The sequence below is a fragment of the Colwellia psychrerythraea 34H genome, assembly GCF_000012325.1.
GTDB lineage: Bacteria > Pseudomonadota > Gammaproteobacteria > Enterobacterales > Alteromonadaceae > Colwellia > Colwellia psychrerythraea_A.
In genome coordinates this window covers 1,381,099-1,396,063 of the sequence record NC_003910.7, presented here as the reverse complement: position 1 = coordinate 1,396,063, position 14,965 = coordinate 1,381,099, and the positions used below count along the sequence as shown (strand labels likewise).

At 37.3% G+C, this 14,965-nt stretch carries 10 protein-coding genes and 1 pseudogene; 5 read left to right on the top strand and 6 right to left on the bottom strand.

All coding sequences use genetic code 11. The annotated features are described in order from the left end of the window. Nucleotides 1-62: 62 nt before the first annotated feature. From CPS_RS06015 to CPS_RS06005, 3 genes are all read right to left on the bottom strand, one after another. On the bottom strand, nt 63-2,288 hold the full coding sequence (locus CPS_RS06015) for an NADP-dependent isocitrate dehydrogenase (RefSeq protein ID WP_011042191.1): 2,226 nt from the start codon (nt 2,286-2,288) through the stop codon (nt 63-65). 553 nt (nt 2,289-2,841) lie between these two features. Beyond that, nucleotides 2,842-3,180: a hypothetical protein gene (locus tag CPS_RS06010; protein ID WP_011042190.1), complete on the bottom strand. Its 339-nt coding sequence runs from the start codon at nt 3,178-3,180 to the stop codon at nt 2,842-2,844. 517 nt (nt 3,181-3,697) lie between these two features. Beyond that, complete coding sequence (locus CPS_RS06005; RefSeq protein ID WP_011042189.1) at nt 3,698-4,933, bottom strand: EAL and HDOD domain-containing protein; 1,236 nt, start codon at nt 4,931-4,933, stop codon at nt 3,698-3,700. A gap of 359 nt (nt 4,934-5,292) precedes the next feature. Between CPS_RS06005 and CPS_RS06000 the strand changes: the two genes are divergently transcribed. The 4 genes from CPS_RS06000 (at nt 5,293) to CPS_RS05985 (ending at nt 8,253) form a co-directional block, all read left to right on the top strand. Further along, nucleotides 5,293-5,595, top strand: a complete 303-nt coding sequence (locus CPS_RS06000; RefSeq protein WP_011042188.1) for a hypothetical protein — start codon at nt 5,293-5,295, stop codon at nt 5,593-5,595. A 76-nt stretch (nt 5,596-5,671) separates the two neighbouring features. Beyond that, nucleotides 5,672-5,986, top strand: a complete 315-nt coding sequence (locus CPS_RS05995; RefSeq protein WP_011042187.1) for an HPF/RaiA family ribosome-associated protein — start codon at nt 5,672-5,674, stop codon at nt 5,984-5,986. A gap of 49 nt (nt 5,987-6,035) precedes the next feature. Next, nucleotides 6,036-6,596 carry a CBS domain-containing protein gene (locus CPS_RS05990; RefSeq protein WP_011042186.1) on the top strand — a complete coding sequence of 187 codons (561 nt, stop codon included), beginning with the start codon at nt 6,036-6,038 and terminating at the stop codon, nt 6,594-6,596. 364 nt (nt 6,597-6,960) lie between these two features. After that, on the top strand, nt 6,961-8,253 hold the full coding sequence (locus CPS_RS05985; RefSeq protein ID WP_138140352.1) for a metal-dependent hydrolase family protein: 1,293 nt from the start codon (nt 6,961-6,963) through the stop codon (nt 8,251-8,253). Between the two features lie 149 nt (nt 8,254-8,402). Here CPS_RS05985 and CPS_RS05980 read toward each other — a convergent pair whose 3' ends face one another. From CPS_RS05980 to CPS_RS24045, 3 genes and pseudogenes are all read right to left on the bottom strand, one after another. Next, nucleotides 8,403-10,865: a TonB-dependent receptor gene (locus tag CPS_RS05980; RefSeq protein ID WP_011042184.1), complete on the bottom strand. Its 2,463-nt coding sequence runs from the start codon at nt 10,863-10,865 to the stop codon at nt 8,403-8,405. Nucleotides 10,866-11,306: 441 nt separating this feature from the next. Next, on the bottom strand, nt 11,307-12,215 hold the full coding sequence (locus CPS_RS05975; protein ID WP_011042183.1) for a hydrogen peroxide-inducible genes activator: 909 nt from the start codon (nt 12,213-12,215) through the stop codon (nt 11,307-11,309). 129 nt (nt 12,216-12,344) lie between these two features. Continuing rightward, nucleotides 12,345-12,569 (bottom strand): annotated as a pseudogene (locus tag CPS_RS24045) (hypothetical protein). 82 nt (nt 12,570-12,651) lie between these two features. Between CPS_RS24045 and katG the strand changes: the two are divergent. Next, entirely contained in the window at nt 12,652-14,874 is a 2,223-nt protein-coding gene (gene katG, locus CPS_RS05970) for a catalase/peroxidase HPI (RefSeq protein WP_011042181.1), read from the top strand. Nucleotides 14,875-14,965: the final 91 nt, after the last annotated feature.

Here is a 14,965-nt window from a genome sequence, read left to right as displayed (position 1 = left end):
GTAACCGACAAAAAAAGCCCAAAATCCTTAAGAATTTTGGGCTTTTTATTAACTAACTAAATTTATTTAAATGCTGCTAATACCTCATTAAAGCATTTCGACGGTCGCATTATTTCAATAATCTTTTTAGCATCTGCTTTGTAATAACCACCAATATCAACGGAATGCCATTGATCTGTTGTTAAGTCACTGACGATAGCGGCTTCATTTTCAGTTAATGATTGAGCTAATGGTGCAAAGTGGTGTTGAAGTTCAGTATCCTCAGTTTGCTCTGCCAACGCTTTTGCCCAGTAAAGTGCTAAGTAGAAGTGACTGCCACGATTATCTAGCTCTCCGGTTTTACGAGACGGAGATTTGCCATTTTCCAATAACTCAGCAGTTGCTTGATCTAATGTTTTTGCCAGTAGTTTTGCTTTAGCGCTGTCTTGTTTGATACCTAAATCTTCAAGAGAAGCACTTATCGCCAAGAATTCACCAAGAGAATCCCATCGTAAATGATTTTCTTCTATTAGCTGCTTAACATGCTTAGGTGCTGATCCGCCTGCCCCTGTTTCAAATAAACCGCCACCCGCCATTAATGGCACTATGGATAACATTTTGGCACTTGTACCTAACTCTAAGATCGGAAATAAATCGGTTAAGTAATCACGCAGAATATTACCCGTAACAGAGATGGTATCCCCACCACGTAAAATACGCTCTAGCGTATAACGCATCGCTCTAGTTTGTGACATTATTTGAATATCTAATCCGGTCAAATCATGATCTTTCAGGTACAGTTTAACTTTTTTAATCAATTCAGCTTCATGTGGACGGTATTCATCTAACCAGAATACCGCTGGGGTATCAGACAACTTTGCACGGGCAACGGCTAATTTGACCCAATCTTGTATCGGTGCATCTTTTACTTGGCACATCCGCCAAATATCACCCTCTTCAACATCCATGGTTAATAACGTTTTTCCTTCGTCATCAACAATGCGAATACAACCATCCCCCTGTACTTCGAATGTCTTATCATGTGAACCATATTCTTCTGCTTTTTGAGCCATTAATCCTACGTTTGGCACGGTTCCCATGGTTGTAGGATCAAATGCCCCGTGAGTTTTACAAAAGTTAATGATTTCCTGGTAAATTCTTGCAAAAGTACTCTCTGGCATCACCGCCTTAGTATCTTTCAATTTACCATCAGGCCCCCACATTTTTCCGCCCGCTCTAATCATCGCAGGCATTGAAGCATCGACAATAACCTCATTTGGGGTATGTAAGTTTGAAATACCTTTAGCTGAGTCGACCATTGCTAATTCAGGACGTTTTTCATAACAAGCATGTAAGTCGGCCAATATTTCTTCACGCCAAGATTCAGGCAATTGTTTTACTTTTTCATAGATACTGCTGACACCATCATTGGCATTAACACCTAATTTTTCAAAGGTTTCAGCGTGCTTAGCAAACAAATCTTTATAATAAACTTTAACCGCGTGGCCAAACACAATGGGATGCGATACTTTCATCATGGTCGCTTTGACATGGAAGGAGAACATCACCCCGGTTTCTCTCGCATCTTCCATCTCTTGCTCTAAGAATTCACAGAGGATCTTTTTACTCATAAACATACTGTCAATGATTTCACCTGCCTGAAGTGAGGTTTTTTCTTTTAATACCGTCACTGCACCATCATCTTTAGCGACAAACTCAATTTTTACATCACAGGCTTTATCCATAGTCATACACTTTTCACTGGCATAAAAATCGCCTGAATGCATGTGCGATACATGGGTTCTTGATGCTTGACTCCACTTACCCATGGAATGTGGATTTTTTCTGGCAAAAGCTTTCACCGACGGTGGAGCGCGGCGGTCAGAATTACCCTCACGAAGTACTGGATTTACCGCACTGCCTAAGGTTTTTGAATATTTAGCTTCATTTGATCTATCTTCATCTGTTTTTGGCGATTCTGGATAATCAGGAATAGCGTAACCTTGTGCTTGTAATTCACTGATAACGTCTTTTAGTTGAGGAATTGAAGCACTGATATTGGGGAGTTTGATGATATTAGTATCAGGGTGGTGAGTTAAGGCACCTAGTTCGGCTAATGTATCAGGTACTTGTTGATCTGCAGGTAAAATATCGGAGAAGGCAGATAAAACCCTAGACGCAAGAGATATATCTTTTAGTTCAATATCTATGTCTGCAGATGCTGCAAAAGTTTTAATAATCGGCAGTAACGAGCAGGTCGCTAGCAGTGGTGCTTCATCGGTATAGGTGTAAATTATTTTTGAACTCATATTTGTAGCATCCTTTTTATTTAAATTAATTCCAACCGCAACAGTGTTATAACCTACGAAAAATAATGCTTTTCCAATCAATCAGAAAAGGTCCATTATGATAAAGCGAGGCTAAACTTTTACTCTAGAAAAACGTTATAAGAAAATGTATTTTAGAAGACTTATTAAAATCAACTTGAGGTAATGAGTGCCGCATAAATCTCGTTTTAGCCTGATTTTTTAGTGCACAACAATATTAAGAGAAAGTTAGAACCTCAATGTACTACTGTATAGGGTAACGTCGCGTGTTCAAATTAGACAAAAGTCCATTTTTTGTACTATTTTTTTCGAGGTTAGTTCAGTGGAGATTATATTAGTTGAGTTAGTACGTACTGAGGTTTTATCTTCATCACACTAAAAGCTTGGTGTACGCAACGTGAAATACAGTGATAATACGATGTATCAGCCAAGCTAATCAGACATTTAGGAATTCAATCATAAGGAAGCCCTTGAAATAAGGTATTGAATTAACCTTAATACAAGAACTGGAGATGCTCAAATGACAATAAATACGCTAGTTATTTATTTTTACCCTATCCCCTAGTTTGAGGTTTCCTTGAGTAATTTGAACATTAATATATTGCGATTTGCTAAACCCATTAACAAAAACTTCACCTACTTCTTGGTATGAATACAAAGGGTCACCTTCAAGCACACTATTTGTTGCTCGCAATCTATTGATCTGCAGCAGCTGGCCTTTCACAATAGAATTAACTGTACCGACGTAAACTTTGGCAGTTTTTCCTTCAAGCTTTACAATTTCCCCTTGTTTAAGATCACTGGCTGAAACAGAAGCGACGCTCATAACAGAAAGTAAACCCAAAGCGGCTGCTTTTAACGTTTTATTAAACATATTTTTCTCACTATTTATAAAAATTTAATACTAAACGCCGAAAAATCAGTGTTTTCAAGATAGCCTGACAAAGTACTGCTATTGGAAATTTTCACTCGGTAGGTATTAAGTATTTTTAACTAAAAAGGTTATTACATCTATCGAAGGCAATAACTCGTAAATGTACCGGTTGGTACAAGAGGATGCGGAATGTAGCAATCAGTATATTAATGTTCAAGGGGAAACTTTGGCTTTAAAATAGGTGAAAAAAAAATAAAATAGTATGAAAGAATAATCAGCTTTTTTTTCAGTTTAACTTATTGAATCGCAATAAAATGAATTTTTTATTTTTTTAGTGAGATTAGATTGAAATAATATTTTATGGTAATTTAAAGTATAAGTAACAGAATGTTACTTATACTTTATGAGATAATAAAATGAAAATAATTAGCTATTGGTGATTACAATAACTTCCTTCGTCATTGGTGATTTGTAGAGAATAACCTGAATGTAGGCTTTAACGTTTCGTTTATAGCATTTATAAGTTATCAATATTCAAGCTTTGACACCATTCGCTAGCTTTTAAGAACTCTTCCTGTACCACCGTTTGGTCGAGTGAATATTGTTGTAAACTTTCATTTAAATTACCATTCGTCGTTAAGTTTTCATGGCCTAATATATAACTAGTCGTCAGATCCAGTAATTGACCAAGTAACCCAGCATGTTTAACTAACGCACTCTCAATTGGCTGAGCTAATGGCATTGTTTTAACTATTTCAGCCATAGGCATTGACAGCATTACTTCGATTGCACTTAACAACCCAGTGATAAAGGCAAAATCGCTCACTGATTTAAATACGCCTTTATCACTTAAAGCAAACATCATTTTTCCTGTGATAAGTGCTTGTTTACATACTTCATCTGTCGTATCAGACGTAAGTTTAGATAGCGCTAAAATAGATACAAACTGCCTTAACTTATCTTCACCTAAATATGCTGCAGCTTGTTTTAATGAGGTTATTTCTACTCTTGTACCTGTTGCAACATTATTAACCATTTTTAATAAACCAACGGTTAAATTGACATCGTGACTTATTATTTCAGCCACCGTTTCATAATTAAGCGGATAATTAAATGTTTCGCTTAATAGTTGTAACATCTGTGTTTTTACTGGAGCCAGTGCTTGGCCTGCTATGATTTCAGGCTGATGATAAAAATAGCCTTGAAAATAGTTAAATCCAACTTCTACCAGTGTTTGTTTTTGGTGTTTTGTTTCTACTTTTTCAGCAGCTATAGCGACATTAAATAGTTTCATTCGAGTGACAGCAGGCAATAAACGCTTGGTGTTTATTTTGCCTATATCGACTTTCACTATATCAATGTAAGGAAACAATACATCCCAATGTGGTGCTAAGTCATATTCAGTTAACGCAATTTTATAACCCTTGTGGTAATAAAACTTTATTATTTTTAACAATTTCTTAGTAGGTTTTTCATGCCCTACCAATTCAATGACGATAGTGTCTTTATCAAACATTAATGGAAATTTATGAATTAAAGAATTTTCAGTGAAATTAATAAAAGCTAATTTGCCCATACTAATTTTTTGAATATCACCATGAATATGGTTTTGAATAATTAACTTTGAGCTAGCGACATCTTGCTCAATATCAGGAAATTTATTATCCAGACTATCTCTAAATAATAATTCATAGCCTATGGTTTCTAGTTTTTCATTTAAGATAGCTTGTCTAGCTATGTAAGTATTTTTCATTTTATTTTTTATTTTGATAAATTACTTTATAGCCAGATTAGCATTATCGAGTAAAAAAGCTAGCCCAATTTCCCCTTTCGACCTTGCAACTAACTATAGTCCGAGTACATGCTAATACTGATTTACACTTATTCTTTGATTTAGTAATAACAAATATTCTGCGACTAACAAAGTCTAGTAATTTTATTGATTAGCCTAGGATATAATTTGAACACTACTTGTCTAACAAGGACGTCCGTAAAGGACGTAGTTATGTATCATTGAATAGTAATTGAAATAAAAATTTACATTTACACTCTTGATATAATAAATTTATCACTCAATATAGATATGACTAGTCATTTATTTTTGAGGAACGCGTGTACAAATTCATTTTTGCAATACTTATGTTTTTTGCAACCTACTCACATGCTGAGTCGGTCTATAGTATTGCCGATGAAATAAGCTCTAATACCTCAAACCACTTAATATTTGATGCGTTAACTGAAGTCGAAATTGATTCAGAACTAGAATATGATTTATCAATTGCCAACATTGATCATAATAATCGAATTCTCCAACTAACCTATTTATCTAAGTATTCACTTAACAATAACTTCCCATTATTAAATAATAAATTTCAATACTTACGCCCTAGAGCCCCTCCTTTTTTCATCATCTAAATTTCACAACTATAATTACATCAGTCCAAGTATCGATTTCGATGTAATGTCGCCAATTTTTCGTGGAGATTTACTTATGATGGTTACAACCACTTTTCGTCATAAAACTCAGGATTATCAATTGAAATCCTATGTTAATAAAATTGTAGAAAACCTGACTTTTTATACTGATTTGATTAACTGTATACAAGTAACGTTTGAAACTGATAGCTGTAGAAAAGGCAATGCTAAATATGGTTGCCATATATCAATACACTTACTTGGTAAAAAAAACATCGATATAAAAGTAATTTCTAACTATGCAAGAGATGCATTCGATCTGGCATTTAATCAATTAAGTAACAGGTTAAAAAACTCAGTCCGGCATAAAAAAATCGCTGACCATTCGTAGTCATTTTTCCGTTAAAAAAGATAAACTTTTAAAATTATCAGAGGTTATTATGAAAAATTTACAATTATTTGATTTAGATTTAATAGACAACATTATCTCACCAGAAGATTTTAACCAGACTTCTTTGATGTCCCCAGCAACCGATATTTTTACAGACTTTAAAAAACATAAGGCGTTAATTATTGAAGATGAAACCCCCGCAGGTGAAGCATTAAAATTGATGGTAAAGACTCACGTTCGAATGAAAATTGTGATGTCAAAAGACAATGATTTTATGGGGATAATTAGCACTAAAGAATTAAACGAGCAGACAATAGTTACTGCTATTGCCAAAGGAAGTGAACGACATGAAGTATTGGTGAGTGATTTAATGGTGTTAAGAAGTGACTTACATGCATTTGATTTTAATGAGCTAGAAAATGCAACGGTTAATGATGTTGTTAATGTATTAGAGAATTATGGATTACGTCATTGCTTAGTTTTAGACAGAGAACACCACCATATTCGAGGTGTGATCTCTTCTAGTGATATTGCGAGAAAATTACATTTACCTATAGATATTTATTCAAAAACGTCATTCAGCCACGTGTTTAAAGTGATTCATGGATAGGTATTATTGAAACTAGTTTGCTGATTTTATCCCAAGAAACATTAGCATTCAAAGTGTGGTGTTTAAGTTGGAATCAACATCATTTTTAGTAAAAATAATCAAAGCATAGTCATTCTATGCTTTGATTATCTAAGATAATAGAAAGTCATTTATAATCACATAAAAGCTGTTTGCACTTTCATCGAGTTCATTCTGTTCTCCACCTCATCCTAGCTAGCCTATTAATTACTCATAATTATTCACAGGCCGTTATTGTTATTCATCCATAAATTCCGTTAATTAGGCGTATTTTCATACCCCAATATTGATAACCTTGCTATGGTGAGTTATAAATTATAATACAAGGAAGATCATGAAATCTTTAATGAAAGTAACTACGCTTATTGGACTTACCCTCTCCACTTTAGTATCAACTCAACTATCAGCAAAAACCCAAGTAATTCATGCGGGTGAAGTGTTAACAGTGCCTGGAAAAGCGCCATTAACTAAACAAACCATTGTCATTAAAGATGGCGTTATCACCTCACTGAAATCAGGCTTTGTTCCAGTCAATAAAATAGATAAACAAGCACAGTTAATTGATTTAACTAAGAGCTTTGTTATGCCCGGCCTTATGGATATGCATGTGCATTTACAAGGTGAATTAGGTCCTAAAAATGACAGTGAAAAACTCAGGATGTCAGATTCTGACAAGTTAGTGAAAAGTGCCTACTTTGCTAATAAAACCCTACTGGCTGGCTTTACTACCGTTAGAGATTTAGGTGGCAGCCCAGAGCAAAGCTATGCGTTACGCGATGGTATTGCTAAAGGTTACTTACAAGGCCCAAGAATAATAGCCGCAGGGAGTAATGTTGCCGTAACAGGCGGTCATGGTGATGTTGATGGCATGAACCCTGCGTTGTTAGAAATGCATACGGCTAAAACTGTCTGTGATGGTCCTTACGATTGTCGCCGCGCTACCCGCCGTGCGATAAAATTTGGTGCAGATGTTATTAAAATAACCTCTACAGGCGGTGTCTTATCAGACACTGATACTGGTACAGGTCAGCAAATGGCGGATGATGAACTAAGAGAAGTCATTGATTCTGCCCATGCATTAGGTAGAAAAGTAGCCAGTCATGCCCATGCTGCAGCAGGCATAAACGCAGCATTAAGAGCCGGTGTTGATAGCATTGAACATGGCAGTTACGCCAATGAAGAAAGCATTAAACTGTTCAAGAAAACAGGTGCTTACTTAGTACCTACCTTGATGGCTGGCGATACTGTGGTAGCCTTAGCTAAAAATACTAACTTTATGTCGCCAGCGATCAGCGCCAAGGCCATTCGCGTAGGTGGCGATATGATCGAAAACTTTAAACGTTCATACAAGTCAGGTGTAAAAATTGCCTATGGCACTGACAGTGGTGTATCTAAACATGGTGATAATGGTAAAGAAGCAGTACTCATGTTTAACGCCGGTATGACCGCTCAAGATATTTTAAAGTCAGCTACCGTTAATGCTGCTGACTTAATTGGTAAATCTGAGTCGTTAGGCACCATAGAAGCAGGTAAAATCGCCGATATTATTGCCATGGATAACAGTCCATTAAAAGATATGAAAGAATTGCTTGATGTTGATTTTGTTATGAAATCTGGTGTTATCGTTAAACAGCAATAAATTTATTAGCACTTGATTGTTCTAGGGTGAAGTCACCAAATTAAATAATACTAAAGGCATAAAATAGTAAATAGAAAAGCCAGTAACTCTCAACGAATTACTGGCTTTTTATCATAAATGAAGGCGTAAAAACACTTTCAATTTAGCATTTATATTTGATAACTAAAGGTCAGTTTAGCATTACGTTCTTCGCCAGGCATACCACCCAAGAACATTGCTTTGTTATAGTAAACTTCATCGAACAGGTTATTAATGTTCAATTGTAGCTTCCAACTTTCCGCCTGATAACTTACAGCAGAATCAACCACAGTATAACTTTGCACGTAACCATCAGGAATACCAAAGGAGCTCGTATTTGTACTACGATCATCAACATATTTACCCCCCAAACTGAGATCTATTGGGCTAGCAAGTGAAAATATATCTGCGCTATAAGTTACCCAAGTACTGGCCGTTACATAAGGAACGCCCTTTTGACGAGTATCATAACTACTTCGGTTTGGATCTTTCTTATCGCGAGCATCTTGATAAACACCATTGATATTGATCATCCAACGCTCATTCAGATGAGCATTCATATCTAACTCAACACCGGTCGTTTCTTCTTTACCATCAAAAAAACTTTTTGGCACATTCGGCGTTGACACGCCATCATCGTACTCAGGATTTGAATACTGCAAGTTTGTACGAGAACTTTTAAAGAAAACGATAGAAGTTAACATTTGATCATCAAAGGCTTTAATACGCATACCTAAATCATCACTCATCGATTCAGAGTCTAATCGATCAGAGCCATCACCTTTCACACCACCTAACATACTGTAGGCGGTTCGACCTTTTGAGTGATTAATGAAGAAAGAGAGATCATCGGTCGGCATATAAGTCACACCTAAATTGTAGGTAATACCATCATCATTAGTATCTGCTTCAGATGTCGGCGCTGCGGCACTAGCACGATAGCGTGCATCAACACCAAAATGTTCATAGCTTTGTTTAATTTCGTTAAATGCCACGCCTACGCGGGTAGAGAAACCATAACCAAAGTAACCCACATGTTGAACTCCAACACCCCATGCACTAACTTTTTTATTATAGTTACTGGTCATCAAGGGATCATGATCTTCAAATGAACCTTCAGCCCAATTAGGATTACGAATGTCGTAAATATAAGGTAAAGTGCCTTGGTAAGTCACGTCACCCGCTTTATTTGTAAGTACCTTATCGGCATCATATATTGAATGTTGTTTAAAACGGATATCTCTATCTTCATAGTTGGCGTTTAACAATAATTCATTGTCGATGCCAGCAAACTCGAAGTCATAGCGTAAATCTGCAAAATACTGCAAAGACGTTTCATCCGCTTCAACTTTTCGATATTCTTGTCGGCGAGCAGCAAAGGGATAAAGTACATCATCTTCAACTAAAGGTGCGCGAGGATTGGCATTGATAGTGCCACCACGGTTCCAATAAACATAATTATAAGCACCGGTTTGACGCGCAAAGCCAGAAGTATAATCGCGGTACTGTAATTGCTGATTTAAAAAAAGGTTATCGTTGAAAAAGTAATTATGAGTTAACTTAAACCTTAACTCTTCACCTTCATTATCTTTAGCCATGGGTGAAATGATGCCATTATGACCGAATTCATACGGAGTTAAACCATCACTATCAGCTAAAGACCCCGCTAATTGCTGTCGCTGAGCATCACTAAGTTGAATGCCTTTACCTTCAGGGTCGTTAATCAAATCTTGCCAACTTACTTCGCCAGCAGTTTTACCACCCACCGACTCGGCATTATAAATACGAATAGGATGACCAACAGAATCAACGGCAATAGCATCTTTTATATACGAAGCAGATAACATTAAATCTTGGCGTTCATCAAAAACATATTTGAGTGAACTGTAAATCTCATCACGGTCTGTGCCAATATCGCGATAACCATCACTGCGTGCAGACTTTGCTACAATACGATAAGCCAATTTATCCGTTAATCCGCCAGTGCTATCAATACTTAATGCAAATGTATCCCATTGTCCTAGTTCAGCGGTGATCTCATGGCTGCTAATAAACTCAGGTTTTTTTTCAATTAAATTAATGACACCACCGGCACTACCCATGCCATACAAGCCAGTCGCAGGGCCTTTAAGTACCTCGACAGATTCAACATTAGTTAACGAGCGCGTTGGGTTAAAGGTATTGCCAAGCCCTGCTCCACCGTACATACCATCATAAGTATAGTTAGCACCAAGCCCTCGAATAACTATGTTATCACCAATGCCATAATTGTTTCCCGCTTGAGTAACACCACTAATATTACGCACTAAGTCTTGTAGGTTATTAACACCTTGCGCGTTAATTAGCTCTTCATCTACGATCACCACAGCCGCTGGTGTTTCCATTAACGACATATTTGACTTGGTTGCTAAGCCTGAATTCATAACCACTTGGTTTTGTCTTCCATAGACAGTGATAAGTTCTACATCCTTGTTTTTCAATTTTTTTTCTTGCACTGCTTCCGCTGATTTATTTTGCTCGTTAGCAGAAATAAAACCAGAAAAAAGTGCTGATGCACATGCGACAGCAAGTAGTGAAAAACGAAATTGTTGCACCTTTGTAACCCTCATTAGTATAATTGCCAGAACTATAAACGTAATGATAATGATTATCAATAACAAATAAAGGCAAGTTTTTACATCTTCATACTAAATCTTCAGCGGTGTAACAAAATTTACACTAACTCTCTCAGCATTTTTGCGGTCAGTTACTGCATTTATTCTTTATCTTTGTCGGCTTTGACAACATTGATCACCATAATAATTGTTCGGGTAATTACACTTAAGCGCCACTTTTCTATCGCCCGTTAAGTGTAAAAGTACTTTTATCGTTTTTATAATATTTTTCATTTTTATTCACCCCATCCATTAAGATAATACAAGTGTGCGCTCAGCTAGTAGTTCAGTAAATCAAATAAAACTGAATAGTTAATTCTATAAAAATGAAGCACAATCGGTATTACTAAGCATAAACATTCGATGGCTAAGCTAAAATAGTTAAGCCAAGCCACACTTTTTAGTCAATTGCTGACTAAAGATATCTTTTAGCAGGGTTAATTCATTAGTCCTGACATAATTAGGCCTAATCACTAAGGCAATCGTTCGATGTGGGCCTGGCTCATTTAAATGAACAGCCCTAAGTTCAGATTCATTATAGGTCAATTGATCTAATGCCATTTGTGGTACAAGAGTGGTGCCAAGCTTACCTGCAACCATTTGAACTAAGGTATGTAGACTCGCTGAATCAAAATCAGAATCTTGTTTTTTATTTTGTAAACTACATGCTGCTAGTGCGTGTTCTTTTAAGCAATGTCCCTCTTTTAACAACATCAACTTATCAATTTCTAGTTCTTCACTGGTAATTTCTTGCAACTTTTTCGGGCACTCATCTTTATGACAAACCCAATAAAAGTCCTCTTGCCAAAAATTAAAACTCATCAAACCTTCTATAGGAAAAGGTAAGGCAAGTATCGCGGCATCAATTTCTCCCGTTCGTACCTTTTCAACTAAAATGTGTGATTGTTCTTCAATAATTTTCAATTTAAAACTCGGAAATTGTTTTCTCACCTCAGGTAAGACTTTAGGCAAAAGGTATGGACCAATTGTCGGGATCACCCCGATAGACATAGGGCTATAAAAAGGTTGTTTATTGGTTTGCGCTATCAGTAAAAGCTCATCTAATTCCAACTTAACCCTTTTAGCTTTATCGAGTATCAGCTGACCATTATTGGTGATTAAGACCTGTTTATTATTACGTTCAAAAACGGTAACCCCTAACTGTTTTTCAAGTTCAGTTATCGCGGTACTTAATGCCGATTGAGACACATTGCACGCCTCTGCCGCTTTCTTAAAGTGTAATGTTTTTTCAATGGCCAATGCATAGTGCAGTTGTTTTAAAGAGATCATATTTTAATGATTAATTTTATTGAACGTTAAGTTGATTTTAATCAGAAATACTAAATTAGTCATTATCAAAAAATAGAACGTTATCTTCTAGGTAATCAATTATTCAACCGGCCTTCTTTTTTCTATGCTTTATATGAGATTTTTATCACTAAAAGGGTCTGTTGACCTTTCGAGATTATTTTTGCAGCGGTTTGTTGGGTATTTATACAAGGCAGAGCCTTTGTCATGTGGTTGTTCCACATAAAAAGGCGATAACGCCGTAAAAATGTCCAACAAATGCTGTCCAAAGGATTAGGATAAAAGCGTCTTACTCATTGTTGAGTAGTATTTGCTTAGAGTGACTAGGCTACACACTACTCGCCGCGATTAAAACGCTTTTATCTCTAACAAAATTTAACAGCGAAAGATCAGCAGCCCCTAAAATAAGGAATATATAATGTTTAAGAGCACACTCCCTATTGCAGCGGCGATCTCAGTCGCCCTAACTTCAATGGTATTGCCGGCAAAAGCGTTAGCTGCCAATGAAGCAAAAACCAATCAATTTTGGTGGCCAGATCAATTGAGCCTCAGTCCACTTCGTCAACATGGTGCAGAATCCAATCCTTACGGCGAACAATTTAATTATGCCAAAGAGTTTGCAAGCCTCGACTTAGCAATGCTTAAAAAAGATATTCAAACCACACTGACAGATTCAAAAAGTTGGTGGCCTGCTGATTGGGGGCATTATGGTCCGTTAATGATACGCATGGCGTGGCATAGTGCAGGTGTTTACCGTGTTCATGATGGTCGTGGTGGTGCATCTGGCGGTCAACAACGTTTCGCGCCACTTAACAGTTGGCCTGATAATGTTAATTTAGATAAAGCGCGCCGCTTATTATGGCCGGTTAAACAAAAATACGGTCGTAAGATTTCTTGGGCCGATTTAATGGTACTTTCAGGCAATGTTGCCCTTGAGTCAATGGGCTTTAAAACCTTCGGTTTTGCCGGTGGTAGAACTGATGACTGGGAACCAGATTTAGTTTATTGGGGACCAGAGACTGCGATGCTGTCCGACAAACGTCGCGACAAAAAGGGCAAATTAAAAGGCCCACTTGCCGCCGTAGAAATGGGGTTGATTTATGTTAATCCTGAAGGTCCACACGGCAAACCTGATCCATTATTAGCAGCAAACGATATCAGAATGTCATTTGGCCGTATGGCAATGAACGACGAAGAGATTGTTGCATTACTTGCCGGTGGTCATACGTTAGGTAAAGCTCATGGTGCAAAAAAACCTAACGGCTGTGTTGGTGCAGAGCCCGCAGCAGCTGACATTGAAGCACAAGGACTTGGCTGGAAGAACAAATGTGGTACTGGTGTTGGTGCTGACACAATCAGCAGTGGTTTGGAAGGTGCTTGGACAGTTACACCAACCCAGTGGTCTTCTAATTACCTAGATAATTTAATGAACTTTAATTGGGTATTAACTAAAAGTCCTGCAGGCGCAAAACAGTGGATCCCTGATAATAAAGCCGCGGCTAATTTAGTGCCTGACGCGCATATTCCAAACAAACGTCATGCGCCTATTATGTTCACCACTGATATTGCATTGAAGGAAGATCCTCAGTTTCGCAAAATTGTCGAGCGTTTTAGAGCAGATCCAACACAATTTGATCTCGCTTTTGCTAAAGCTTGGTTTAAGTTAACTCATAGAGATATGGGACCTCGTGCAAGATATGTTGGCGCGGAAGTGCCAAGTGAAGTGCTGATGTGGCAAGACCCTATACCAGCAATAAATTACCAACTAATTACCGACAAAGATATCAAACAACTTAAAAAGCAGATTACTAACTCTGGCTTAACCACCTCTGAATTAGTAAGAACAGCTTGGGCAGCGGCTTCGAGTCATCGAGTGACTGATATGCGCGGCGGAGCCAACGGTGCTCGTATCAACCTTGAACCACAAAATAGCTGGGCGGTAAATAACCCCAAAGAGTTGGGTAAAGTACTGGCTAAACTTGAGGGCATTCAAGCTAGATTTAATAAAAAATCGGCTAAAACAAAAGTATCACTCGCTGATGTCATTGTTCTAGGCGGCGCAACCGCAATAGAAAATGCGGCAGCAAAAGCGGGTAATAGAATCACAGTGCCTTTTTCACCTGGTCGTGCTGATGCTAGCCAAGCGCAAACTAACGTTAAGTCATTTAATTACTTAAAACCAAAAGCAGATGGTTTCCGTAACTTTTACACCGATGATAGCTATAGCTCACCTGCAGAAATGTTAGTGGATAAAGCGAACTCTCTTGGTTTAAACGTTCCTGAAATGACCGTACTTATTGGTGGTATGCGAGCGCTTGATGCTAACTATGATGCGTCTTCCTACGGTGTTCTCACCAACAACCCCGGTGTATTAACTAATGATTTCTTTGTTAACTTACTGGATATGAAGACGGTATGGAGTAAAGATAAGTCAAATGCCGGAATATATATAGGTCATGACCGCGCTTCAGGTACAGAAAAGTGGCAAGCAACACCTGTTGATTTAATTTTTGGCTCTAGCTCTGAATTAAGAGCCATTGCAGAAGTATATGCCTCAGACGATGCTGATAAAAAGTTCATTAATGACTTTACTAAAGCATGGGTCAAAGTCATGCAATTAGACCGTTTTGACTTGAAGTAATATTGAATTAATTAACTAACATTTAGCTAGTGCTAGTTAATTTTAGTTACTAAAATCTAGCTTAACGTAAGTAACTAATACGCCTTATAGG